Genomic DNA, 23,873 nt, shown 5'->3' with positions numbered 1-23,873 from the left:
TTAATGTAATTAGTTAAAATAAGTTAAAAATATAAACCTTTTTATTAAACAAAAACCGAGAAGTAAAGAGTAATCTCCTTACTTCTCGGTCCGTATATACTACTCTCTTGCACTTTTTTACTTCATTATATTCCAGTCTTGATATGACTCAACTTATATCGAAACGTTAGCATAAAATACTGTGTCAATACATTGGTTCTGGTATCCTCCAGGTAAGCATCCGAAATAGTTCTACTCAATGCCTGATTCTGATTCAGTAAATCAAATACTTCCAGACGAAGTTCTCCTCTCTGATCTTTGAATAATTTCTTACCTAAACTTGCATTCCAGATCAAGAAATTCTGATTCAGTTCATCCGACAATCCTGTATACCAGATATGATTAAGATCTGTGCGGAATACAAAGCCCTTACCAAAAATATAATTCAGACTCCCTCCTGTCGTTTGCTTATAGTAATTATTATCCAAGACTGGTTGCAAGGTATTTTTAGCAATACTATACTCCCCCGTAGTCGATAATGTAAAGTCCACCATCGGGCTAATATTACTGGCAACCACTACACCATAGTTCATCGCTTTGGTATTGACTTCATTGATCTCGTCATTGATCACCCCTGGACTATGGGTATAACTCGCTCCTGTAGTCAGGTTAATGTTGGATTTAATCCACTCTGTGGCTACTCCGTAATTTAGTAATGCCCGAGCATTAAAATATCCCTCAACATTTATTGGCTGGGTATAAGTTCCTCCTGCTGGCAAAGCCACTCCCTCTATCAGCATATCTTCTTCAGCAATCACAGTACTGCTTCCAATATGATTCTGATCCAATGTCACGTTTACAAAGCCAAATAAACTCTGTCCTTGTCCCAACTGACTATTTCTATATCTAAAATTTAAGGAATGGGAGTACGCTTGCTCCAAATTAGCATTCCCCGAAGATAATTGCTGAGGATTGCTATTATCAACCACATTCTGTAACTGCGTAATGGAAGGGGCATTGGTTCGGGTACGATAAGAAAGCATCAGCATACTGTTTCTTCCTTCCCTGATCATCCAACGAGCATGAGGTAATAGATTGTCAAATTGATATTCATTCGCATCAATCAGTGGGTAGGTTTGCTCAGACAGTAAACTGGCACGTTGGTAATCCACCCCAAGCATCAACATAGAGAACTTTCTATTCTCTCCTCTCTTTCTATAATTAAATGCAATACCTCCTTTGTGTGTAAGGTAATCGTTATCAAAATAATTGGAATATAGACTATCTAATACCTCGCTTTCCTCCAATAGGTCATACGTTTCTCGCTCTGAGGTATTATGGGCATAGGAGGACTGGTAACGAAACATCAAACTGCTATTTTTGGAAACAGGTTCCGTATAGACCAAGTCCCCTGATAACGTATACCCTCCATTAGTCTGCAGTACTTGTTGCTGAGTCGTAATCATCTCCTGAGTTCTTTCCAGTAGCTGCTCTGCATAGATTGATTCTTCTCCTTCCTGATTATTCGCTGCTGTTGATAAGTTCAGGGAAATGGTTCTTCCTCTTTTCTCAAAACGATGACGTAACAGCATATCATTATTCAGTTGCACCCCCAGGCGATCCTTCATATTTTCATTCACAATACTATTCAGCATTATATTATTTTCTTCCAGAAAGTTGGTTCCCGTAAGGTTATCTACTGCATTATATTGTTGCAAGCTTACCCTAGGACGAATCAATAAAGATGTTTTTTCATTGAACTTATGGTCTATGCGCATAGACAAGCGATGATTGGCATTGGTACTTTGCAAAAGATTATCTTCCTCATAACGCTGCCCGCTATCATTGAGGTAAGTACGGAAAAGTTGTTGATCACTATTGGTTTCTGTCATATTAAAGAAATAACTACCACTGACCTCCGTCTTCTCACCCCATTGATCATTATAGTTTACGCCAAAGGCATGTGTTGTGGCAATTCCTTCTTGCTGTCCTATCATAAAGTTTTCGGAAGCCCCTCCTCTCGGCCCTCCTGCACCTCTACCACGACCTCTTCTTCGAGACGAGGTTCCTACCACTCCCATGATATCCTCTGTCGCAAAGTTCTGCATACTCACATTATTGCTCATCCCAATAATCGATATACGCTGCTCCCCATTAAAAATATTGATCGTTCCCCCTGCCTTGTAGCGACTATCTGTACCATATCCGCCATACAGATTTCCAAACTGGCTTTGCTTGACTTCTGACTTTGTAATAATATTGATCGTCTTAGTCGTATTCCCATCATCCACTCCTGTAAACTCCGATTGCTCGCTGAGTTTATCAAAAACCTGAATCTTATCAATAATCTCAGCCGGAAGGTTCTTTAAAGCAATAGAAGGATCATCTCCAAAAAAAGGTTTACCATCCACCAATACTTTCCGCACTGTTTCCCCCTCGGCCTTCACACCTTCCTGATCAACAGCAATACCGGGCATCTTTCGTATCAAATCTTCCGCACTGGCATCAGGGTTGGTTTGAAAGGAAGAAGCCTTGAACTGTACCGTATCACCTTGAATCGTTGTGGCCGATTGATCTTCTACCACTACGACATCCAAGGTTTTTTCATCCGGTACCATCTCCAACACTTTGGCATTATTAAATCCTTTCTTCACCATGATGGACATTTGTAATCGTTGATACCCCATATAGGTCATTAATAGTTGATAGTTCCCTTCAGGTACTTCCTGAAAGCGAAAAAAGCCTCGCTCATTGGTTACTGTCATTTTCTGATAAGGAGGCTGTCCCAAGGTATCATTACTTAACAGCATGACATTCGCTCCTTCCAGCGGTTGTTTTTGTTCTTGCACCAGTTTTCCCATTAGGACACCTTGTGCCCATACAGAAGTGGTGATCATGGTAAATAGTATAAGGAGTAGGGTACGCATCATATTCATTTAGTCGTATAAAGTCTGTTTCCTGTTGAATCGTTTTAACTCCACCTTTGGTGAGTTGAATTGTTAAATGATTCTACAGCTCCAAAGTAAATACCCGATACCCCTATTCAAAAAAGAATAGAAGTATCGGGTGATTTCATCGACCAAACCGAGCATATAAGAAGTGAGTTTTTTTTGACGTTAACATACATTAGCTCCGGTACCATATTATTACCCTGAGTCGCCCCACCTTTGAACCATAGTAAAATTAACGTTTAACGAAAACCCATTGATTAAGATGAAAGAATTAACAAAACAAGAGATGCAAGCAGTACAAGGTGGTGTCGGTTTTAAGACCGCTTTGGTGGGACTATTTGTGATGATGTATGACTACATCAAGAAAAACACTAGACTTCCTGTGCCTATGCTGTAGAAGGGAATTTGGAGTGATGAGTTATGAGTGATGCTTAAGAAAAAGTTAAAATTCATAACTCATCACTCATAACTAACTTTACTCCGTAACTCTCAGGTAAACAACTGCCGTACCATCATATACATCCTGCCCTATACTCATAGTATCTCCATTTATTTCCAGTATTCCTCCCCAAGTATCCGTCAAGGAGATCATCAAGGTTTCTTTCTTTAAAATAAGGCTCTCATCATAAGAAAGTTTATAACTTCCTTCCCTGTCCCCTTCAGCTAACTCAAAATAAGGTGTCAACATTTCAGGCAACTCTACTTCATACTTGCCTCCATCAAAGTGAAGGATAGAAGCCTTGCCACTTGGTATGGTCTCATTGAGACCTGCAATTCCTCCGACATACTTAAACTCTCTCCAGCTTCCTTGTAGTTCTTTTTTGGTAGGGCGTATTTCGGATTGGCAACTGCTGAACTGAATAAGGATAAATAGTAATGGGATTAAAGAAAAATGTTTCATAAAAGTTTGTTTAGAATCTTTGATTTTTTGAGCTATGTATTTCAAAGAAACAGGAAGTGAAAAATAGGTTGAAACAGTGTCTACTTTTTCACATTATTTAATGCGATAGCTTTTTAAATCAACGCTGCTTATCGAGCATAAACCATAAACATATATCATGTGACAGCCTCCATCTTAACCATTATACTGTACCTCCTTTACTCAACTCTTTTATAAACTATCTTCTTGAATAAAATAATTGACAAGGCATTGGAATTACTGATTGGTTGAGGCTCAATGGTCAAGAAGTCTTCCGTTAGTGTAATAGGTCCTTCTGGCATATATGAATACTCATCATCAAACTCAAAATCAATAAACAACCGCTCCTCGGCTAATGCTTCTCCTCCCAAACTGTCATAATAATAAAGAGTATACCTCTCCCAAGGTGCAGGAGTATAATCAGCCACACGAGCAAGGTATGGAGGCAACTGGGTCTGATACTCCTCTCCCTTAAACTGAATCCGGGAAGCACTATCCTCTGCGATTATTTTCGTTGGATTATCGGAATTATGAAACTCGTACTGGTAAACTCTCCAAGTTCCTTCTAACTCTTGATAAGTAGGCTCTAGCTCCTCTTCGCAACTAAAGGTTAAAAATGAAAACAGCAGTAAAAAAAGTATGGAATTATTGGTCAATTTCATGACTATCATATTTGGATTATGAAAATGTTTGAATACATACATTGTAAAGAGTCATGAAACCTCAAAATGGTTGGAACTTGAAGCTTTGAGTCATAAAAGAAAAAACATGAATCATCCCATATTAACAAATGGCTTAGCTTTCTGAGAATTCATCCCTTTACAACTATCTCACAAGCCCTTTATGAGCTTCTTCATTTTTTCCTTGATGAAAAAACGAAGCAAAAAAATCAAGGCTTTGAAGAATTTGCCTAATTTCTAATCGCAAAAGCTAAAAATTCCAAACTCGCTGCGCTCAAACAATGGAATTTTCTTAACGCTTTTACGATTAAAAATTTTAACGGCAATTCTTCAAGGCCATTTTTAGATATATAAAGGCACTTTTTAAAGAAAAAAATATGAGCCACCCCTTAAATGTTAATATGGGATGACTCATCTTATCAACTTTTGGGAGTAGTGCAAACCCGCTGCAGGTCGTAGGCTGGAGCCTACGACCAGTTTCTAGGGACGCTACGACCAGTTTCTAGATATAATTACTTTTTACCTTTAACCTGTTACTTCTTACCTTCTATATTCTTTTTCTTCCAGAAATGGAAAAAATGATTTACAGGTCCCTTTCCATCACTCAAGTGCATATTTGCTCCTTGCTGAATGGCCAAGCCGATATACTCAATGGCTTTTTCTACCGCCACGTCGATAGCGACTCCTCGTCCCAAAAGTGCTGCGATAGCACTACTCAACGTACAGCCTGTACCATGCGTATTCTTGGTGGCAATTTTATCGTGAGTAATGACCAGGGGCGTATATCCTTTACCGACCCAAGTATCCTGTATTCTTCCTTCTAAATGCCCTCCTTTTAACAATACCGACTGACTTCCGTATTGTAACAATTGCTCTGCTTCCTTTAAGAGATGATCCGTGTCTAACCGTCTCTGTAAAACCACTTCTGCTTCTGGTAGATTAGGTGTAATCACTGTCGCCAAAGGAAAAAGCTTATCAACAATACTATCAATCGCACTCTCTTCTAACAAAATATGCCCCGAAGTAGAAACCATCACGGGGTCTACCACTAAATGTTTTGGTTCGTAGTAACGCATCATATCGGCCACCAACTCCACTGTTTCCTTATTATGCAACATCCCGATTTTGACGGCATCAGCCCCCATATCTTCCATAATCACTCGGATCTGCGCCTCCAGCGTCTTTAGTGGAATAGGATGTATATCCTGTACCCCATGGGTATTTTGCGCCGTTACTGCCGTAATGGCTGACATCCCGTAACACTCCAATGCGGCAAAGGTCTTCAAATCTGCCTGTATGCCTGCTCCCCCTCCGCTATCGGAACCGGCAATCGTCAATATTTTCGTATACTTCATATGCTTTTGTTGAGGCGGCTTGCGCCGCAGGTTGAGTTAAAGCTTCGCTTTGTTGAGCTTCACCTTTGGTGAGTTGAGATCCTAATGGTTCGATTATATATACTGGTCGTTGCGTTATTAAGTTTTGAATATTTACCCATCACTAAGAGATCACTACTCCTAACTCTTTTGCAAACGCATTCTTTTTCTCTGTACAACACATTAAATCAGTCAATAAAGCCTGTTGTTCTTTCCCTTCTACTTGACCTATTTTACGTATATAATCAAAGCACTTCTTCTCATACGAACGTAGATTCAACCAAAGCATAGTATTATTAACCAATTTTGGCAAATTCTCATCCTTTAGAGGTGTATATATTCTATGCTTTTCTTCCCAGTTAGGACTAAATTGACGGTCTATCATTAAGCACTCTTCAGCAAACTCACGTACCGCTTTATCTTCATGATCCAAGAAAAACTGTGCATCAGGATCTCGTCTTAAAGCTGCTTCGTTTTTATAAGTAATAATAATTTCATGAAACACCGGCTTTGTGATAACTATAGAGTCTAAATCATCAAACAAGAAGTGATATAGCTTATCACCATTAACTCCTATTGAAGTTTGACCATAAAGCAATAATACCCGTATCAGTTCCTCCTCTCTAGCTTGAAGTAGTTTAATATGATCTTTTGTGTAAAAACTTTGATCGTTTGATACTACCCTCTCTTCTACTTGGGGAATAACTTCTTCATGAATAGGTGGTATATCCTGAGGAATATCCGCATAGTACTCCGGTGGTGGTGGTGGCGTTTGCTCCCACTCCCTGCGTTGTCTATTCTGTGCTTTTTCTTTTTGATCTATAACTTTTTGCTTGATTTTCTCCCCTTCGGAAATCAAGAGTTCCTCGGGAATATTCAGCAACTTAGCACACTCTTTATAGAACACAGATTGCTTGATGGGATCGGGAATCTTAGCAATACTTTGTACAATATCCCTGGTAACATTTGCCTTCTTGATGGGGTCATTCTCGGCACCCTTTAAGAGCACATCCGTTTTGAACAGAATAAAGTCACGGGCGTGCTTGTCTATATATTCCTTAAAGCGTTGCCCTCCCAACTCACGACAGTAACTGTCTGGGTCTTGTCCTTCCGGCAATACCACTACCCTTACGTCCATTCCTTGTTCCAGAATAAGGTCAGTACCTCTTAAGGAAGCTTTAATCCCGGCCTCATCTCCATCATAGAGGACCGTCATATTATTGGTAAATCGCTTTACCAACTTGATCTGTCCCTCCGTCAAGGCCGTACCGGAACTGGCCACTACATTTTCTATACCCGACTGATGTAAGGAAAGTACATCGGTATACCCTTCTACCAAAAGGGCATTATCCTCCATACGAAGAGCATTCTTCGCCTGAAAAATTCCGTATAGGACATCACTTTTATGGTATACCTCTGTTTCTGGTGAGTTAAGATACTTGGGCTTATCATCCTTCTTTAGGGTACGAGCACCAAAGGCAATTACCCGGCCCGCCAGGTTATGGATAGGGAACATCACCCGACTTCGGAAACGGTCATACTTTCTATCCTCCTTGCGCATGATCAACCCTGCCGCTTCCAGAATGTCCTCCTTAAACCCTTTTTGGAGTGCTGCTTTCTCGAAAGCATCCCATTGATTAAGGCTATACCCTAGCTCAAAGTTTTCGATCGTTTGGTTATGAAAGCCTCTTTCCTTGAAATAACCTATCCCCACGGATTTCCCTTCAGACGTTTTCGTCATTTTCTCAATAAAGAAATCCTTGGCATAGTTCAGGGCAATAAAAAGACTTTCCTTGTGCTCCTGTTTGGCTTTTTCGTCGCTGGTGAGTTCTTTTTCCTGTATCTCAATCCCATACTTTTTTCCCAAGTACTTGATGGTTTCGATATAGGTCAATCCTTCTAACTCTTTTACAAAGCCAATGGCATCTCCTGCTGCTCCACAAGAAAAACACTTATAAATACCACGGGAAGGTGTTACGGTAAAAGAAGGACTTTTGTCGTCATGAAAAGGACACAAGCCAGACCAGTAATGCCCTTTTTTCTTGAGCGTCACGAAGTCTTCCACGATATCCACAATATCGACGGCATCCTTTACTTTCTGTATAGTCTCTTGAGAAATTGACAACGTTCTTATCTTTTTAGAATGAAGAAAAACCATTGATGAAGTCAATCATCAATCTTCCTACAAAGATAAGGATTTCAGTTTTTAATGAAGGATGAAGAATGAAGAATTCTTAATTAATAATTCTTCATTCTTCATTTTTATTACTCTATAGCGGCAGTCACTTCCTGGTTAAGCTGCTTCACATACCCTTTGTAGACTGGTGTGAACTGCCCTAAGCTTCTATAGTGCTTCTTAATCTCAAATTCCCATTCAAGAATCTTCTTCATGTGTATCTTTAAGCTATCCTCAGAGAGCTTGTTACGCATATAGCTATCGGCTTTTTCTATTCGGAAAAGTTCTTCGGTTTGCAGTAGTCGTTCCTGTATTTCGACTCTTTCTTGCTCAAAACCGGGACGATTACGCTTAAAATTCAAAGACACTAATCGCTGGAAGGACTCATGCCTCCACCAAAGGGAATCATTTTTCAGTAAGGTTGCTTCCTTAAATAACCCTTCGTAGATATTATCACCCGGAATAAAGAAAGGTTTGTACAAAGACATACTAGGGGTAGAAGTTCCTGTAAACCAGCAAACATTATCCTCCACCTTCTGACGAATATTTACTACCACAGAGTTATTGGTCTGCCAAGGGGTATTCTTGTTAGCATGTTTGCAAAGATCTTTATCTGTTGAGCTAGAAGGTTTAAATTTTTTCCCCACTTTTTTGTGGCTACTCAATAATTCCATTAACCCTTTCACAGTATAGTCTCCTTGTAGGTTATCCAATGCTTTCTCTATTAGCAATTGTCGTTTACCCTTTTTATGCTTGGATAATACTCCGGCCTTTCCAAAAACTTGATGAAAGTTAAACGGCTTATCTTCCTTGTACCAACGCTTATCCAAAGCCCACTGTTTTAGCCCTTCACTCTGTCCATGCAAGTCTTCTTCCAAGACCATTTCTCCTGAAAGTACTGCCACATCCGCTTTTATTTCCTGATAAGCCCACTCAGCTCCTACAAACTCCAAAACATAAATATGCTTTCGATCTGTGATCAAAAAACTAAAAGACGATCGCTCTTGCTTGCCAGCAAAATGCATCAGGGGATTTACCCCAAACTGTTGACTCAACTCCGTAATTTCCTTCACTGCTGCTTTGGCAGAATCAGATCGCTCTAAAGCCAATCGTAAAAGATCATACGCTGTCAATCCACTATCGGTAGCGGGCAGTTTTACCTTTGTTCGAGTCGCTGTCACGCCAATACATACCCCTTTTTCATTCAGTCCCATATGTGCCCCCCAATACTGTTTTGCCTTGGAGAGCAATACCTCATACGTGTGTGTATGTTGTGGTAGTTCCATAAATGTAGCTTCCACCACTTTCCATTGAGGATCTTTCTGAGCTGGAATTCTAAGAATAGACTGACCTTCATTCGGCACGCCATTGATATTCATACCAAACAAAACCTCAGAATCCGGGGACGATGCTACTCTTATCGCAAATAAATCAGACATATGTGCAGGTTGGAAATAAGAAGACAAGCGGAAAGTTCTAAAAGAGCTCCTTCCACGTCTATTACTTTATTCAAAAAATTATTCTCTTAATTGGATAATGAAAGTATTAATTTTTTCAGAAAAAACACGCATCTATCTCCAATGCATTTGAAAAGCTTGTTGACAATACTTTCACTTCATGCTTTCAACGCCTACCTTTGTTACTTAGTGTATGCATTCGTAGAAAACCCTTGCATTCCATGTTGTGATAATGATCAATAAGCAAAACTACCATGAAGTTTTTTGTAGAAGATACCGCCATAGAAATACGAAAAGAAGGAGATCGCCCCTCAGATGAACACCGTTACGTAACTTATGGCAATATTAGTGCTGACAGCATATGGAAACATTACTGTCAACTAAGAGATAAACAAGTACAAGGCCATAAACCCTTATTATTTTACGTCAAGGACTACACCAAAACTGTCAAGCAGGTCAGTGAACATTTTAAGGTAGTACATGCTGCCGGAGGCTTGGTGTCTAAGGAAGATACCATCTTATTTATGCATCGTCGTGACAAATGGGACCTCCCTAAAGGACATGTAGATGCAGGGGAAGAGATTGAAGAGGCGGCTGTCCGAGAAGTAATGGAAGAATGTCAGGTAGAAGCTTCTCTAGGAGAAAAAGTAGGGGAAACATGGCACACTTATGTATTAAAAGGTAAGGACATCCTAAAATGTACACATTGGTACTCAATGCATTGCACTAATGATTCTGACATGAAACCTCAAGAAGAAGAAGATATCACAGCTTTACGCTGGATGACAAGGGAGGAAGTTAAACAGGAAGTCTGGAAGAATACATTCGCATCGATCAAAGAAATATATGAAATTTTTGAACGTCGTTAAGGGAATCGCCTTAATAGGAAGTACATTACTACATACCTCACTACAGGCACAGGACATGCTTGTTCCTTTACTGTCTACAGAACATCAGAAGGTGGGATATATTCATCGTACGGATAGCTCCTCCTACATTATCGCACCCTCTTATGAAGAAGCAACTTCTTTCTCTGAAGGGCTGGGTAGAGTACGTACTTCTGAGGGATACTTTTTACTAAATAAGAAAGGAGAAAAACTCAATACGACTCCTTATGCCTTTATTGGCTGGAGTAATATGATGAAAAGCTCCCAGCTTTTCTTCTACGAAGGCAAGTATATTGCCATACAAACTGCTGAAGGGTTATGGGGATTGATAGATAAAAAAGGAAAAGTCGTTCTGGAACCCCGATACACTTCTTTTGAGTACTTTGAAAATGGTGTTTCAAAAGTTTCTGTTTATAACCAAAACTTGCAGCAAGAACTGTTTGGATTAATCGATCCTAAAGGCAGAGAAAAGCTAGCAACTTATTTTGATTTTATCACACCGCTAATTCACCGTAAAAATCGCTACCTGGCAGGACACTATGGAGAGGACGGCACGGTACGTATACGTCTTTTTGATGGGGCTGGGAAGGAAATTATTGGTAGTCAATACGAACTAATAGAGGAATTACCCAACGGGCTATTACGTGTACGACAAGAAGGTATTTACGCTCTTTTCAACGTGAATGGAAAAGCACTTACGCCATTCCAGTACCATGATATCTTTCCTGATGTCAAAGGATATATGCGCATTACTCAAAATGGGCGAGAAGGACTGCTATCCCCTGAGGGAAAAGAAATTTATGCTCCTATTTACCGTAAAGTGGCATTAACTGACACCACTGCGATCATTACTCCCATGCATCGTATCACTGCCGTAACAGCCTCCAAGGAAGTGTTGGGACAGTGGGATTACGATAAGTTGGAAAATATTGGAAAGGGAGTATTTCTTTTTGACAGTCATGGAAAAAAAGGAATCACCACCTTACACGCAGAGATCAAGCTCTTTGGACAGTACGAACATATCGGCCCTTTTATCAAAAATAGAAGTATCGTCCGAAAAGATGGTCTTTATGGAGTCATTAATCAGAATGGTGAGATCATTATACCTGTTGCTCATAAAAAAATCACCCAAGAGCAAGCGGAGGTTTTTCGAGTGACCGACCATAATACTGATCTTTACGACCATCAGGGAAGTAACATCACCCAAGGACGTTACCCCTATATTGATCAACCGTCAGGTAAGATGTATCGTGTATTTGATGGGCAGAAATATGGTTTTCTAAATGAAGAGCTCCAAGAGGTCATTCCACTGATATACCGAGATGCAGAGGCTTTTAATGGTCCTTATGCCGTTGTTCGTCAAGGACAATATTATGGCGTTATCAACCGAGAGGGTGAGTGGGTTATTTCTCCTTTTGTCGATAAACTTATGAGTATTTCTGAGGGCACCTTTTTATATAAAAACAATGAGCAATGGGGTACTCTAACCGCTAGTGGCATTGAGGTATTTCGTACGGACATCATGGAGTTACAGGTAAAGAAAGGGGCTGTTTACAGTAAGTATCGTGGAAAATTTGGTCTGATCAACGAAGCGGGCGAAGCTTGTCTTCCTCCTGTGTACGACTCCATTTCTACTGTGAGAGCAGATCAAACTGTCTTTATGTACAAAAACGGAAAACGATATTTCAAGCACCTCTATGAGCCTGGCGTACCAGGCCCTGATGCCTATGATCACTTATTATGGGTTGGTGAGCAAACTGAAGGGTATGCTCCTGTGAAAATCCATCAACGCTATGGATTTGTAGATTTTCTGGGACGTCTTCGTATCTCTGCTCGCTATGAAGCGGTACAGCCTTACTCTGAAGGACTAGCTCCTATTCGTTTAGGAAATAAATGGGGATATTTGGATAAAAGAGATCGTATTATCATCCAACCTAAGTACGAAGAAGCCACACCTTTTGAGGATAGTATGGCTATCGTCAAAAACAAAGGAAAGTATGGCGTACTACATCGTTCAGGGAAAGAAATTTTACCTTGTCGCTACGAACATGTCGAACGACTGCCTACTGGTAACTGGCTTATTCAGGAAAATGGTAAGGCAGGTGTTTTTGCAAAAGATGGTATGCAAGGCATTTATGGAAAGTACAGTCAACTAAAAGACTTAGGCAACGGATTTGTTATCACGCAATCTGAAGGGAAATATGGATTGGATTACCTTCGAGGATTGGTCATCTATTTCCCCCAATTTGATCGCATAGAATACAATGCTATGGATGGTACTTTCTTGCTGTACGAGAAGCAGGAAATTCAAGTCTATCCTTTGTAAGAGAGGTATAATACCCTTTTATCAAACTATCGGGTGCCCACAAGGGGCACCCTTTTACCTTTTACCTTTTACCTTTTACCTTTTACCTTAAATGTCTTTTTTCTGATCGAGCAGCTGTTCAAACAGTTTTTGATTTTTTTCAGATAATTCCTCCAGCACAATATCTTCTGCCAACTCATTAAGAATATTAATCAAAGAATTCACCTTTCCTTCCACAGAGTAATATTTATTGATCACGACCACCTTATTACTTTTCAAGATACAATACCCTGAATTGAAGCTCCCTTTTTCATAGCGCAATATGTAGGGGGTTTCAGCAAATAGATCTTCTATCTTATGTAATAATCCTTTGGTTGGTTTCATCGTTACGGCTTCTTTAAAAAATTTTATTCCAAACGTAGCAAAGCTAAAGATTGAAATATAAATTCTAACCTTTCCTCATAAAAAAAGTGGTATAGCACAAGGCTTATACCACTTAGTCAAATTGATTGGTAGTTGTATACTTCAGGATATAAACCTCAGTTTTTCACTTCTTGCGTAATTACTTTATTGACAGTATCGATCAGCTGATCATAATCTACAGGCTTTGGAAGGTACTCATTGATTCCTACCGCCTTGAACTGATCTACCGTAAAGTTTTGTGCATTTCCGGTAATTGCAACAATAGGGATACCTGCTTTATTTGGATCCTCCATTGCACGAATTTGCTTGGCGCACTCCATGCCATTCATTGTAGGCATATTGATGTCCATCAAAACTACATCAAAGTCAGAAGACTTTATCTCATTAAGTGCCGATACACCATCCTTTACGGATACAATTTCGAAATTTTGAAATTGAAGGACTTTACGTGTAATATTCTGAATTACTGCACTATCCTCTGCTATAAGAACTTTTCTTGCCATAATACTGGTGTTTTAGTTTTCAATCTGAGAGAAAATGTTTGCAAAGAGACAAGCTCACCTTCATCTCATTTTATGGGTTGTTTAAAAGGTGTCACTTCTTACGAAGATGGTATTTAATATTAATATATGTAAAATATTAGACTCAAAAAAAACTAATATTTCCATTTTCTATCACATTGGTCCTATTTCCATTCTTCCAATACTTGCTTAAACTCTTCAAAGGCTCTACGGATAGCCAGAAAATCCTCTCGCAAGTCACTGGCATTTTCAGCTTTTAGCTTCTGCTCCCCAATACGGGCTTTCTCCGATAACTTTACTATTCCTAGTTGGGCAGCAGCTCCTTTAATCGTATGCATATCCCCACGAATTCCTTCCAGGTCTTCCTCTTCCAATCCTTTTTCAATATGTTGGAACAAGACTTCTATATCCTGACAGAACTCTTCGTAAGACATGGCTATTAGCTCTTCACCTCCATACTTGCTCAGTTGTTGTGGAAAAGAGATCTGTATTACCACACTACCATCCTCTCCTAATAAATCTTTATTGAGAGCATAGGATTTTTTAACTGGCTTCGGTACATCGACAATAACAGAAGCCTCCCGCTCCTTCATCTCAAACTGCTTTTCTCCTCTATTCAAATGCTCCAATAAGCACTCGACCATACGCGGTGTATCAATAGGTTTAGGAAGCACATCATCTAAGCCTGCATCCAAGAACTCCTGGATTTCCTCTTCCATCGTGAAAGCCGTTAAGGCAATAATAGGAATCTTCCAATCTGGACGTACTTCATGGATTTTTGCGGTGGCTTCCAACCCATTCATCACAGGCATCTGTATATCCATAAATATGAGATCATAATCCTTGCTCAAGGCTTTTTCCACTGCCTGCTGTCCATCCGCAGCCTCATCCACTTCACATCCCAACTTCAATAGTATACTTCGTCCTATATGTCGGTTCGTTTTAAAATCATCGACAAACAGTAATTTAGGAGCTTCAACAAAACAATGCGTAAATACATTGCCTATTTTAGAAGGCTTATTGGTTTCTTCCTGAGTAGTAGTATCTGCCTCAATAGAAAACCAAAATGTACTTCCTTCTCCCTCTACAGAATCAACCCCTAATTCTCCACCCATCAAAACAGCCAGTTCCCTCGCAATAGGCAAGCCCAAACCTGTTCCCTTAAGCGTCTTGGAATAAGGATGATTGACCCTTGTATAAGGATCAAATAGTTTCTCCATGTCGGCCTCACTAATTCCTACTCCAGTATCTTTTACACTAACATAAAATACCCAACGACGGCTGTTCGTAAACTTAGGAGAACAAATTACCTGCACATGCACCTCTCCCTCTGGAGTATACTTAATTGCATTACTCACCAGGTTATTCAAGATCTGTATAAAGCGCAGTTCATCAATCATGAAGATTTCAGTAGGCTGACGATTAAAGGTGATTTTAAATTCAACTCCCTTTGCACGTGCTGCTGTTACATTCACCTCATGAATCTTATCCATGGTATACATCAGGTTGACAGGCCTCAAGTTAAGATCCATCATCTCTGCTTCTATCTTGGATAGATCAAGTATATCATCAATAATCTGCTGCAGCGTCATGGTCGTGGTCATAATCGTCTCCATATGTTTGACCTGCTCCAACTGTAAATGAGTATCTTGCAGTAGTTGCAGCTCTCCCATAATTCCATTCAGCGGTGTACGCATCTCATGACTCATCTTAGAAAGGAACAATCGGCGCACCTCATTGACATCTATCGCCTTATTACGTTCATCTTCTAAGCTATCTTTCAGCTTTTTCCATTCGGTTACGTCCTTCGCTACTCCTTGAATCTCCCAATTATCATTCTCGGTCTTTGATAACCAGAAGGTCAAAGAGATATACTTCTCTTCTCCAGTCACTTTATTTCTTACTGGATGTAAAGAATCTTTGACGATTTTATTTTTCTTCAGCTCAGGATAAACCTCTTCTTTCAGGGATTTCTTATCCAAATAGAAATCTGTCAACTTCTTGCTCAAAGCATCTTCTTCTGTTACTCCGAGCATCTCATAGATAGAAGGAGAAATCATCAATATATTTCCTTCCATATCAGCCTTGAAGTAAACCACATCTTTCAAGGACTGGAAGATGGTTCGGAAAACCCCTTCACTCTCTTTCAGTTTGGTTTCCAAAACTTTTCGCTCGGTCACATCTGTCGCTACGGCATATACTTCCCTGATACTATCATCCTTATAACGAACGGGACTAAGCTGTACTTCTAACCACTTTTCGGAGCCATCGGCATTACGCGTACTCCATTCAAACTTCAGATTTTCACCTTTGAAGGCTTTTACATACCGTCTTTCCCAAAAGTTAATCTGTGGTCTTCTAATATTCTTTAGATGGTAAACAAAATCGTTTTTATTAATCAGCGTCCCCAACGATAGCATGTATTGCTGAAACTTGTGATTGACCTTCACAAATCGTCCATGAGGATTAATTACCCATTTCAATTGCTCTCCACTCTCAAACATTGCCTCCAAACGGGATTTACTGCGATCCATCGCCTCTTCCGTCATCAGCTTATCCGTCATGTCTACCAAAAACATACGGAAGACATTCGGCTGCTTCATGTTATAAGATTTCTTGCAAGCCACATGTCCACGCAGGCTAAAGACCTTGTCCTTTCCCTTCATACGAATATCCAGGAAACTAGATTGGTTTGTTTCAACCACCCTTTCTAAAAGCTTCTCAAACGTCCCTTTGTCCTTCTCTAGGAGAAGCTCAAAAAGATTCTGTTCCAGCATATCCCCTTCCATGATTCCCAAGCCACTGCTACAAGAGTCATTGGCAAACAGAATATTTCCTTGCTCATCAAAAACAATAATAAAATCACTGGATTGAGAGAAGAACTCTTTTAATTCCTGATCGTCCCGAGTATATTTTTCAGCTGCCAGAACATAAGAAGTAATATTTTCTATCAATAGGACCGTCAGTTCCTGATCTTTCATTCCTCGCACACTGACATAAGGCTGTTGAAAAGGGCCTTTAAGCTTTGCTTTGTAAATAAAAAAATCTTGGGAAAAGTCAGGAGTTTGGCTAGCACCTACCTCAAATAGTTGCTTAAATGCATACCCTTTAATCGCATCTTCCTTCAATAAGCTCAGTTGCTCAAAAGCATGGTTAGCAGCCACAACCTCCCCCTCTCTGTCGCAACAGACGACTGCCATATCACCTTCACGCAAACGATAATATAAGTTATCAGAAGCCTGTAAACTCCCTGATAACTCCATCAGTTCATCAGAAAGCTCTTTTAGCAATCTTGGATTACAGGCTACGGTTGTTTCTTCCGCAGAAGGTTCTTCACTCAATGAATGATTCAAGCGCTGCAAACGAGCAGACAATGCCGCCAACTGGTTTTTAATCTGATGGTGTTCTGTGCGATTCATTACGTACTAATAACAAATTAGGCCTTTTGAAGTGTGATAGTTAATTGTAAGTGAGAGGACAAACCCTATACTATTCCGATTAAAAGTTTTTTACTCTTTAATTTAAGTTTCCTGTAAGGATCAGGATAACATACTTGAACATGTAAAGTAATATACCAATATTATTTGGCATTTACAGTACAGTTATTTAGTAAAAAATTAATTCAGAAGGATTTATCACAATTAATATCTAAAAATATTACCAATGCAATAAGTGTTTCTTACCCCTTAAAATAACATCTGTGTGCTTAAATCTGTGAAAAATCCTTTTTTTTGAACAGGAAGCTCCTATAAAAGGTTAATATTCAGGATATATTTAATTAAATTTGTCACTTCTCAAAGTTTAATCGTTTTCTAATGGAAAAACATTCGTCAGTGAAGTTCTGACATTCCTCATCTTTATCTATTGAGGAAGATCATTGGTTTACAGGATAATCATTGGCATTATTGTATACTACGTGATATCACCTTACATTTTGTACTGTATGAACACAAGGAATGTAAGAAGATATACGTAAAACATCCAAGGAAGCCATGATCATTGACAGAAACTGTTTTTTAAACGCTTAGGCAATGCAAAACAACTTTAAAGCCATTTCCCTTTCATATAAAACCGCACCGCTGGAAATCAGGGGGCAATTTTCCATACAGGAAGGGGAATATGCAGACGTATTGTTAAAGATAAAAGAGACCATCGGCATACAAGAAGCCCTGATTGTTTCTACCTGTAACCGTACAGAAGTTTATTACTCTGCTTCTGAAGACCTTTCCATACCCTTAATCAAACTTTTGTGTGTACAAAAAGGGATTCCTTCAGAAGACGCTACAGATCTTTTCGCTAATATCACCGATCCACAGGAAGCACTATGGCATCTGTTCAGTGTTTCTATGGGCTTGGAATCTCAGGTTGTTGGAGATATACAAATCTCCAATCAAGTGAAACGCTCTTACCAACAAAGTGCTGATGCCGATATGGCAGGACCTTTCCTTCACCGATTGATGCACAGTATTTTCTATACCAACAAACGCGTAGCTCAAGAGACTGCCTTCCGTGACGGAGCGGCCTCTGTATCCTATGCAGCTGTTGAAATGGTGGAAGAACTGACCAATGACATCCACCAGCCTAAGATATTGGTCGTAGGCGTAGGTGAAATTGGGGAAGATGTAGTCCGCAACTTATTGAATACAGATATTACAGACGTACAAATCTGTAACAGAACCTTCTCCAAGGCAGAAGCTTTAGCCGAAGAATGTGGCTTTGAAGCGATCGACTTCAGTCATGTGTGGCATGCTTCTAAGGAAGCTGATGTTATTATTTCCTCAGTAGCTGTTCCAGACTTCTTCCATAAAGAGCGTGTCAATGAGATGGATATTCTTGCATTTAAGTGCTTTGTAGATCTCTCAGTCCCTCGCTCTGTAGCTCACGAGGTAGAACAAATCCCTGGCGTTTTGGTCTACACGGTAGATGACATCAACAACCGAGCGGATAAGGCTTTAGAAAAACGTAAAAAAGCCGTTCCTCACGTAAAAAATATCATTGAAGAGACATTGACAGAATTTAGTCAATGGGCACAGGAGATGGTTTTCTCCCCTACAATACAAAAGCTGAAAAACTCTTTAGAGCAGATCCGCCAAGAAGAAATCCGTAAGCACTTGAAAAGTCTTTCGGAAGACGAAGCGGATAAAGTGGAAAAGATCACAATGAATATCATGAACAAGATCATTAAAATTCCTGTTCTACAGCTCAAAGCAGCATGTAAAAGGGATGAGGCCAATACACTCGCAGAGGTCTTGCATGACTTGTTTGACCTTGAAAAGACGAATACAACAAAGAAATAAATAAAAAGGAGATGGCTGCAGCCATCTCCTTTTTTAAAGCAAACCTTTTAATGCTTCTTGCAAGTCAGGATGTTTAAACGTAAAGCCTTGATGCTTAATTTTCCCTGTATACACCTTACAGCCTTTCAATACGATATCCGCTTGCTCCCCCAATAAAAGTCGTAAAGCAAATTCCGGCACATTAGGTAAAAGTATGGGTCTTCCCAATACTTTAGCTATTGTTTCTGTTAATTCCTTATTGGTGACAGGGATAGGTGCTGCCCCATTATATACTCCTTTCATTTGCTCATTCTCCAGGGCAAACACAAAAAGACGTGCTATATCCTCAATATGTATCCAGGACACATACTGTTTGCCTGAACCTAAAGGAGATCCTACCATATACTTCACAGGTAACACCATCTTAGCTAAAGCGCCTCCTCCTTCTGCTAGTACCACTCCTATACGAATCCATACGCCCCGAATGCCTTGATCGACAATAGGCTGTGTAGATTTTTCCCAAGCTACACAAACCCCTGCCAGAAAGTCGCTCCCTGCCTCAGCACTCTCTGTGATCAGCTGACCTCCTGTATGCCCGTAATACCCTACTGCTGAGGCTGAAATAAATGCTTCTACCTGATGATCTAACTCCTTTAGCTTGTCAGACAATAATTTTCCGGATTGCACCCTACTATTAACGATCTTCGCCTTATAAGCTTCTGTCCATCGTTGTCCTCCTACATTAGCTCCTGCCAAATGAATAATATAATGGGCTTGTTGAATTGCTTCAGGATCTATCATCCCTTTCTCTGGGTCCCATTGATAGTATTTAACCTTATCGCCCGTTCTTGCCTTTCGGGAGAGGTAACTAACACTGTACCCCTTATTTAGCAAAATATCTGTAATAGCCTGCCCTAACAAGCCAGTACCTCCAGTAATTAATACATTTTTTTTCATGAGTAATCGTTGGTCGTATTCGTTGGGTTACGTATTAAGGGTGTATTTATTGGTTATCGCTTATCGTCTATAAACAATAAGCGATAACCAATAAGTGGTATATTACTTTCTGTACTTCGCCATCACTTCCTCATACAAGGCTTCATACTTAGGCCTAATATTCGAAATTTCAAATTCTTGCGCTCTCTTAAGTGCATTAGCCTTAAAGGTCGCTAAATTCTCATCCTGCAAAATATGAATGGCATTTTTGGCCATATCCTCTACATCTCCCACTTCACTCATAAAGCCGGTTACCCCATTAATATTTAGTTCAGGAAGTCCTCCTGCGTTCGATGAGATTACAGGTACCTCACAAGCCATTGCCTCCAAGGCAGCCAATCCAAAGCTCTCTTTTTCGGAAGGCATCACAAAAAGATCTGCCACAGATAATACTTCCTCAATCTGTTCTAGTTTTCCAAGGAAGCGAACATCTCCACAGATTTGGCACTCATAACACATCTCTTCCAAGTGTGTACGTTCAGGGCCATCTCCCACCATCAATAACTTGGCTGGCACCTCCTTAGATACTTTCTTAAACACTTCAATCACATCTGCCGCCCTTTTCACCTTTCTCATATTAGAAATGTGAATAATCAACTTTTCTCCGTTGGGGCAAATCGCTTTCTTGAAATGGTCTTTAGGGTGCTTACGGAAACGGTCCAAGTCAATAAAGTTATGGATAACCTTAATATCGGTTGTATCCCGTATTCCAAAGTATTCATGTGTCTCCTGCTTTAAGCTATCTGACACTGCCGTTACACCATCTGATTCATTTATACTAAAAGAAACTACTGGCTCAAACGTCTCCTCTTTTCCTACTAAGGTAATATCTGTACCATGTAAAGTGGTCACAAATGGAATATCATAGCCCTCACTTTTCAGGATTTGCTTTGCCATATAAGCGGCCGAGGCATGAGGAATTGCATAATGTACATGCAATAAATCCAGTTTCTCATTCCGTACAACATTCACCATACTACTGGCCAATGCTAGCTCATAAGGAGGGTACTTAAACAAAGGATATGTACGAATATCTACTTTATGATAAAAAAGATTTTCATTGAAAAAATCCAGGCGCGTAGGCTGATTATACGTTATAAAATGAACATCATAACGACCTGTCTCCGCCAGTGCTTTTCCCAGCTCTGTTGCTACTACTCCACTTCCGCCATAAGTGGGATAGCAAACAATACCTATTTTAAGTTTCATAAGTGCTTTTTAGTAAGTAAACGCCGGTCACCAAAATTAAATTAGTGAGCGGCTACCACTGCATTATAACTGATTCCCATATGTGAGGTGTCATAGACACAAATCCCATTCTCAATCACCAATACCTGTGGAGACTGATGATCAACCGCAAACTCTTGAGCTACCTGATTAGAAACATCCCTGTAGCTAATCAAATCTAATAGATAAGGCTTTATGGGGGTCTCTTCTTTCCAGGCTCTCTCCAGGCGATTCAAAGCCATAGCACTTATAGAACAACGGGTACTGTGCTTAAAGATCAATACCTTCTCATTTTTTGATATTTCCTTGATTTCTTGCAGTTGCTCAACTGACGTCAAACTATTCCAATCCATAACTTATTTATTTTTTGGTCTTCGCTGCAGACCTATTGTAGTTGTTTTTATGTAATGTATAGACACAAAGATAATAACTCTTTGTTGACTGATAATGTTCAGGGAATAAGCGAACCCTTGCCGTGAGGTAAGGGTCTACACATATGAGGCAAGAGCCTACACAAAGACCTCTTTTTTGTAAATTATCGGATATAAAAAAACCGGACTCTAACATAGTAGAATCCGGTTGTATATCTTTCTCCTCGTAAAAAGGATTAGATGCTGTTTACAAATCTAGTCAATTTAGATTTTTTGTTGGCAGCGTTATTTTTGTGGATAATATTTTTCTTTGCCAATTTATCCAACATAGACGAAACTTTTTTCAAAAGCTCTTCTGCCTCTGCTTTATCAGTTGCCGCTCTTAGTTTTTTAATGAACGTACGAGTAGTTTTCAACTGATATCTATTTCTTAGACGTTTCGCCTCATTCGAACGAATTCTTTTCTTCGCAGATTTATGATTAGCCATTTTATATAAAATTAAAAATAATTCTTACTTAAATGTATTAACTATATACACCCTTCAAAACGGAATGCAAAACTATGACATTCTGATCAATAAAGCAAAAGTTTTGTCAAGGTAATCCTGTATATATCTATAAATATTCCTAAGAAATTCTTAGTCAATGATCTCAAAACCTGTGTATTTGTGCAATACCTTAGGAATTTTGATGCCCTCTGGCGTTTGGTTATTTTCCAAGATAGCGGCCAAAATTCTTGGTAATGCCAAAGCACTACCATTTAGTGTATGCAACAAACGTGTCTGCTTACCATCTCTATAACGCAGTTTTAAGCGGTTTGCCTGATAGTTCTCAAAATTACTCACAGAACTTACTTCCAACCAGCGTCCCTGTCCTGCAGACCACACTTCCATATCGTAGCAAAGGGCAGCGTTAAAACTAATATCTCCTCCGCACAATAGCAACTTACGATAAGGTAATTCTAGCTTTTGCAACAACCCTTCTACATGCGCACACATCTCGTCCAATACTTGATAAGAATCTTCCGGCTTCTCGATGCGTACCAGCTCTACTTTATCAAATTGGTGCAAACGGTTCAACCCTCTTACGTGTGCTCCCCAGTTTCCAGCTTCACGACGGAAACAAGGCGTAAAACCAGCAACCTTTTGAGGAAGGTCTTTTTCTTCTAGAATCACATCACGATACATGTTTGTAATCGGCACCTCGGCTGTAGGAATCAAATAGAAGTCGTGGTTCTCAATATGGTACATCTGTCCTTCCTTATCAGGAAGCTGTCCTGTACCGATTCCTGAAGCTTCATTGATCACGATAGGAGGTTGTACTTCCATATAACCATTATCAACGGCCTCATCCAGGAAGAAACTCACCAACGCACGTTGCAAACGGGCACCTTTTCCTTTATAGAATGGAAAACCTGCTCCGGTTACTTTATTCCCTAACTCAAAATCAATAATATCATATTGGTCGATCAGGTCCCAATGTGCCTTCGCATCTTCTGCCAATGTTGGTTTCTCCCCTTTCTCGTATACCACTACGTTGTCATCTTCTCCGTTACCTTCCGGTACACTTTCATGTGGTACGTTAGGAATTTGGTAAAGCAAGCTTTTCAACTCTTCCTCCAACTCAGTCACACGGTCAGCCAACGTTTTAGAACGCTCTTTCAGCTCACCTGCCTTTGCCCTTACCGCCATGGCTTCATCTTTCTTGCCTTCTTTCATCAAGGCGCCAATTTGGCGGTTAGTTTGGTTGGCTTCAGCCAAAGCATCATCTCTTTCTTTTTGACAGCCTCTACGCTCCTCATCTAATTTGAGCGCTTTCTCTACCATTGCTTCCGCATCTTCCAAACGTTTCTTCTGAAGACCTTTAATTACGGCCTCCTTATGCTCTCTTATATATGCAACTTGAAGCATTATTAACTAAATCTAGTAGTTCACCATGAATAAATAATCGCACACCTGCTTTCTTCATCTCTTGTAAAAGGTATCATTGTATCCACAAAAATACAAGGCATAGCAAAATGGATCAGAAAGGAAAAAGATAGGTATTTCCACTCTCATAATCCATACAATTCCCAAAAGGCTTACATGCTATAAAAATCCCCTTAGGACGTGGAACTCAAGCGTACAAACAAATATAAGTAAACATTTATGACTTATCGGGTATGTTATTATAGAAATGGGAGATAAATTGAAAATTTTAGATAATAATCATGAAGATTTCCCATACTCTTTGAGTATCTCCATTTCTTTCTTTCAAAAAACGCACGTGCATATTTCGATGATTTTTTAAGAAGCGTTAGAAAAGTAGTACTTTTCCTACCTTGTTTTTGACT

Annotated in this window: 18 protein-coding genes; 4 read left to right on the top strand and 14 right to left on the bottom strand. The window is 39.7% G+C overall.

Features of this window, described 5'->3' with window-relative positions:
* Positions 1 to 125: 125 nt before the first annotated feature.
* Positions 126 to 2,909: a TonB-dependent receptor gene (locus ABD985_RS16905; RefSeq protein WP_345373789.1), complete on the bottom strand. Its 2,784-nt coding sequence runs from the start codon at positions 2,907 to 2,909 to the stop codon at positions 126 to 128.
* 283 nt (positions 2,910 to 3,192) lie between these two features.
* Here ABD985_RS16905 and ABD985_RS16900 point away from each other — a divergent pair, with 283 nt between their 5' ends.
* Positions 3,193 to 3,327 carry a bacteriocin gene (locus ABD985_RS16900; RefSeq protein WP_345373787.1) on the top strand — a complete coding sequence of 45 codons (135 nt, stop codon included), beginning with the start codon at positions 3,193 to 3,195 and terminating at the stop codon, positions 3,325 to 3,327.
* Positions 3,328 to 3,405: 78 nt separating this feature from the next.
* Here ABD985_RS16900 and ABD985_RS16895 read toward each other — a convergent pair whose 3' ends face one another.
* From ABD985_RS16895 to ABD985_RS16875, 5 genes are all read right to left on the bottom strand, one after another.
* On the bottom strand, positions 3,406 to 3,831 hold the full coding sequence (locus ABD985_RS16895) for a hypothetical protein (protein WP_345373785.1): 426 nt from the start codon (positions 3,829 to 3,831) through the stop codon (positions 3,406 to 3,408).
* Between the two features lie 197 nt (positions 3,832 to 4,028).
* Entirely contained in the window at positions 4,029 to 4,511 is a 483-nt protein-coding gene (locus ABD985_RS16890) for a hypothetical protein (protein WP_345373783.1), read from the bottom strand.
* 551 nt (positions 4,512 to 5,062) lie between these two features.
* Complete coding sequence (gene thiD / locus ABD985_RS16885) at positions 5,063 to 5,884, bottom strand: bifunctional hydroxymethylpyrimidine kinase/phosphomethylpyrimidine kinase (RefSeq protein WP_345373781.1); 822 nt, start codon at positions 5,882 to 5,884, stop codon at positions 5,063 to 5,065.
* A 142-nt stretch (positions 5,885 to 6,026) separates the two neighbouring features.
* Positions 6,027 to 8,027, bottom strand: coding sequence for a DNA primase (gene dnaG / locus ABD985_RS16880; protein ID WP_345373779.1), 2,001 nt, complete (start codon positions 8,025 to 8,027; stop codon positions 6,027 to 6,029).
* A 140-nt stretch (positions 8,028 to 8,167) separates the two neighbouring features.
* Positions 8,168 to 9,517 carry a C69 family dipeptidase gene (locus ABD985_RS16875; protein WP_345373777.1) on the bottom strand — a complete coding sequence of 450 codons (1,350 nt, stop codon included), beginning with the start codon at positions 9,515 to 9,517 and terminating at the stop codon, positions 8,168 to 8,170.
* Between the two features lie 272 nt (positions 9,518 to 9,789).
* Between ABD985_RS16875 and ABD985_RS16870 the strand changes: the two genes are divergently transcribed.
* Positions 9,790 to 10,404 (top strand): NUDIX hydrolase, encoded by a 615-nt coding sequence (locus ABD985_RS16870; RefSeq protein ID WP_345373776.1) that lies wholly within the window; start codon positions 9,790 to 9,792, stop codon positions 10,402 to 10,404.
* Positions 10,382 to 12,748, top strand: a complete 2,367-nt coding sequence (locus ABD985_RS16865) for a WG repeat-containing protein (protein ID WP_345373774.1) — start codon at positions 10,382 to 10,384, stop codon at positions 12,746 to 12,748. The genes ABD985_RS16870 and ABD985_RS16865 overlap by 23 nt, the downstream gene beginning before the upstream one ends.
* An 87-nt stretch (positions 12,749 to 12,835) precedes the next feature.
* Here the strand turns inward: ABD985_RS16865 and ABD985_RS16860 are convergent, their stop codons facing one another.
* The 3 genes from ABD985_RS16860 to ABD985_RS16850 all read right to left on the bottom strand — a co-directional run bounded on the left by ABD985_RS16860 (position 12,836) and on the right by ABD985_RS16850 (position 17,090).
* Complete coding sequence (locus ABD985_RS16860) at positions 12,836 to 13,111, bottom strand: hypothetical protein (protein WP_345373773.1); 276 nt, start codon at positions 13,109 to 13,111, stop codon at positions 12,836 to 12,838.
* Positions 13,112 to 13,266: 155 nt separating this feature from the next.
* On the bottom strand, positions 13,267 to 13,653 hold the full coding sequence (locus tag ABD985_RS16855; RefSeq protein WP_345373771.1) for a response regulator: 387 nt from the start codon (positions 13,651 to 13,653) through the stop codon (positions 13,267 to 13,269).
* Positions 13,654 to 13,835: 182 nt separating this feature from the next.
* On the bottom strand, positions 13,836 to 17,090 hold the full coding sequence (locus tag ABD985_RS16850; RefSeq protein ID WP_345373770.1) for a PAS domain S-box protein: 3,255 nt from the start codon (positions 17,088 to 17,090) through the stop codon (positions 13,836 to 13,838).
* Positions 17,091 to 17,702: 612 nt separating this feature from the next.
* Between ABD985_RS16850 and hemA the strand changes: the two genes are divergently transcribed.
* The gene (gene hemA, locus ABD985_RS16845; RefSeq protein ID WP_345373768.1) at positions 17,703 to 18,968 is read left to right on the top strand and encodes a glutamyl-tRNA reductase; all 1,266 of its coding nucleotides are present in this window, start codon (positions 17,703 to 17,705) and stop codon (positions 18,966 to 18,968) included.
* Positions 18,969 to 19,001: 33 nt separating this feature from the next.
* Here hemA and ABD985_RS16840 read toward each other — a convergent pair whose 3' ends face one another.
* The 5 genes from ABD985_RS16840 to serS form a co-directional block, all read right to left on the bottom strand.
* Positions 19,002 to 19,904, bottom strand: a complete 903-nt coding sequence (locus ABD985_RS16840; protein ID WP_345373766.1) for a TIGR01777 family oxidoreductase — start codon at positions 19,902 to 19,904, stop codon at positions 19,002 to 19,004.
* 102 nt (positions 19,905 to 20,006) lie between these two features.
* Entirely contained in the window at positions 20,007 to 21,152 is a 1,146-nt protein-coding gene (gene bshA / locus ABD985_RS16835; RefSeq protein ID WP_345373764.1) for an N-acetyl-alpha-D-glucosaminyl L-malate synthase BshA, read from the bottom strand.
* Positions 21,153 to 21,193: 41 nt separating this feature from the next.
* Entirely contained in the window at positions 21,194 to 21,523 is a 330-nt protein-coding gene (gene ytxJ / locus ABD985_RS16830) for a bacillithiol system redox-active protein YtxJ (protein WP_345373763.1), read from the bottom strand.
* 254 nt (positions 21,524 to 21,777) lie between these two features.
* A complete protein-coding gene (gene rpsT / locus ABD985_RS16825) occupies positions 21,778 to 22,029 on the bottom strand; it encodes a 30S ribosomal protein S20 (RefSeq protein ID WP_345373761.1) in 252 nt (83 codons plus the stop codon).
* Positions 22,030 to 22,179: 150 nt separating this feature from the next.
* Positions 22,180 to 23,451, bottom strand: coding sequence for a serine--tRNA ligase (gene serS, locus ABD985_RS16820; RefSeq protein ID WP_345373759.1), 1,272 nt, complete (start codon positions 23,449 to 23,451; stop codon positions 22,180 to 22,182).
* Positions 23,452 to 23,873: the final 422 nt, after the last annotated feature.

This window comes from Algivirga pacifica (assembly GCF_039543525.1).
Lineage (GTDB): Bacteria > Bacteroidota > Bacteroidia > Cytophagales > Flammeovirgaceae > Algivirga > Algivirga pacifica.
Note: the sequence above shows the minus strand (reverse complement) of the source record. Positions and strands in the feature narration are given on the sequence as shown.

Coding starts and splice junctions, on each gene's coding strand:
- bshA (WP_345373764.1), bottom strand. CDS start 21,152: ATGAAACTTAAAATAGGTATTGTTTGCTATCCCACTTATGGCGGAAGT.
- ABD985_RS16855 (WP_345373771.1), bottom strand. CDS start 13,653: ATGGCAAGAAAAGTTCTTATAGCAGAGGATAGTGCAGTAATTCAGAAT.
- ABD985_RS16900 (WP_345373787.1), top strand. CDS start 3,193: ATGAAAGAATTAACAAAACAAGAGATGCAAGCAGTACAAGGTGGTGTC.
- ABD985_RS16860 (WP_345373773.1), bottom strand. CDS start 13,111: ATGAAACCAACCAAAGGATTATTACATAAGATAGAAGATCTATTTGCT.
- serS (WP_345373759.1), bottom strand. CDS start 23,451: ATGCTTCAAGTTGCATATATAAGAGAGCATAAGGAGGCCGTAATTAAA.
- rpsT (WP_345373761.1), bottom strand. CDS start 22,029: ATGGCTAATCATAAATCTGCGAAGAAAAGAATTCGTTCGAATGAGGCG.
- ABD985_RS16905 (WP_345373789.1), bottom strand. CDS start 2,909: ATGATGCGTACCCTACTCCTTATACTATTTACCATGATCACCACTTCT.
- hemA (WP_345373768.1), top strand. CDS start 17,703: ATGCAAAACAACTTTAAAGCCATTTCCCTTTCATATAAAACCGCACCG.
- ABD985_RS16850 (WP_345373770.1), bottom strand. CDS start 17,090: ATGAATCGCACAGAACACCATCAGATTAAAAACCAGTTGGCGGCATTG.
- ABD985_RS16890 (WP_345373783.1), bottom strand. CDS start 4,511: ATGAAATTGACCAATAATTCCATACTTTTTTTACTGCTGTTTTCATTT.
- ABD985_RS16870 (WP_345373776.1), top strand. CDS start 9,790: ATGAAGTTTTTTGTAGAAGATACCGCCATAGAAATACGAAAAGAAGGA.
- ABD985_RS16840 (WP_345373766.1), bottom strand. CDS start 19,904: ATGAAAAAAAATGTATTAATTACTGGAGGTACTGGCTTGTTAGGGCAG.
- ABD985_RS16865 (WP_345373774.1), top strand. CDS start 10,382: ATGAAATTTTTGAACGTCGTTAAGGGAATCGCCTTAATAGGAAGTACA.
- ABD985_RS16895 (WP_345373785.1), bottom strand. CDS start 3,831: ATGAAACATTTTTCTTTAATCCCATTACTATTTATCCTTATTCAGTTC.
- ABD985_RS16875 (WP_345373777.1), bottom strand. CDS start 9,517: ATGTCTGATTTATTTGCGATAAGAGTAGCATCGTCCCCGGATTCTGAG.
- thiD (WP_345373781.1), bottom strand. CDS start 5,884: ATGAAGTATACGAAAATATTGACGATTGCCGGTTCCGATAGCGGAGGG.
- ytxJ (WP_345373763.1), bottom strand. CDS start 21,523: ATGGATTGGAATAGTTTGACGTCAGTTGAGCAACTGCAAGAAATCAAG.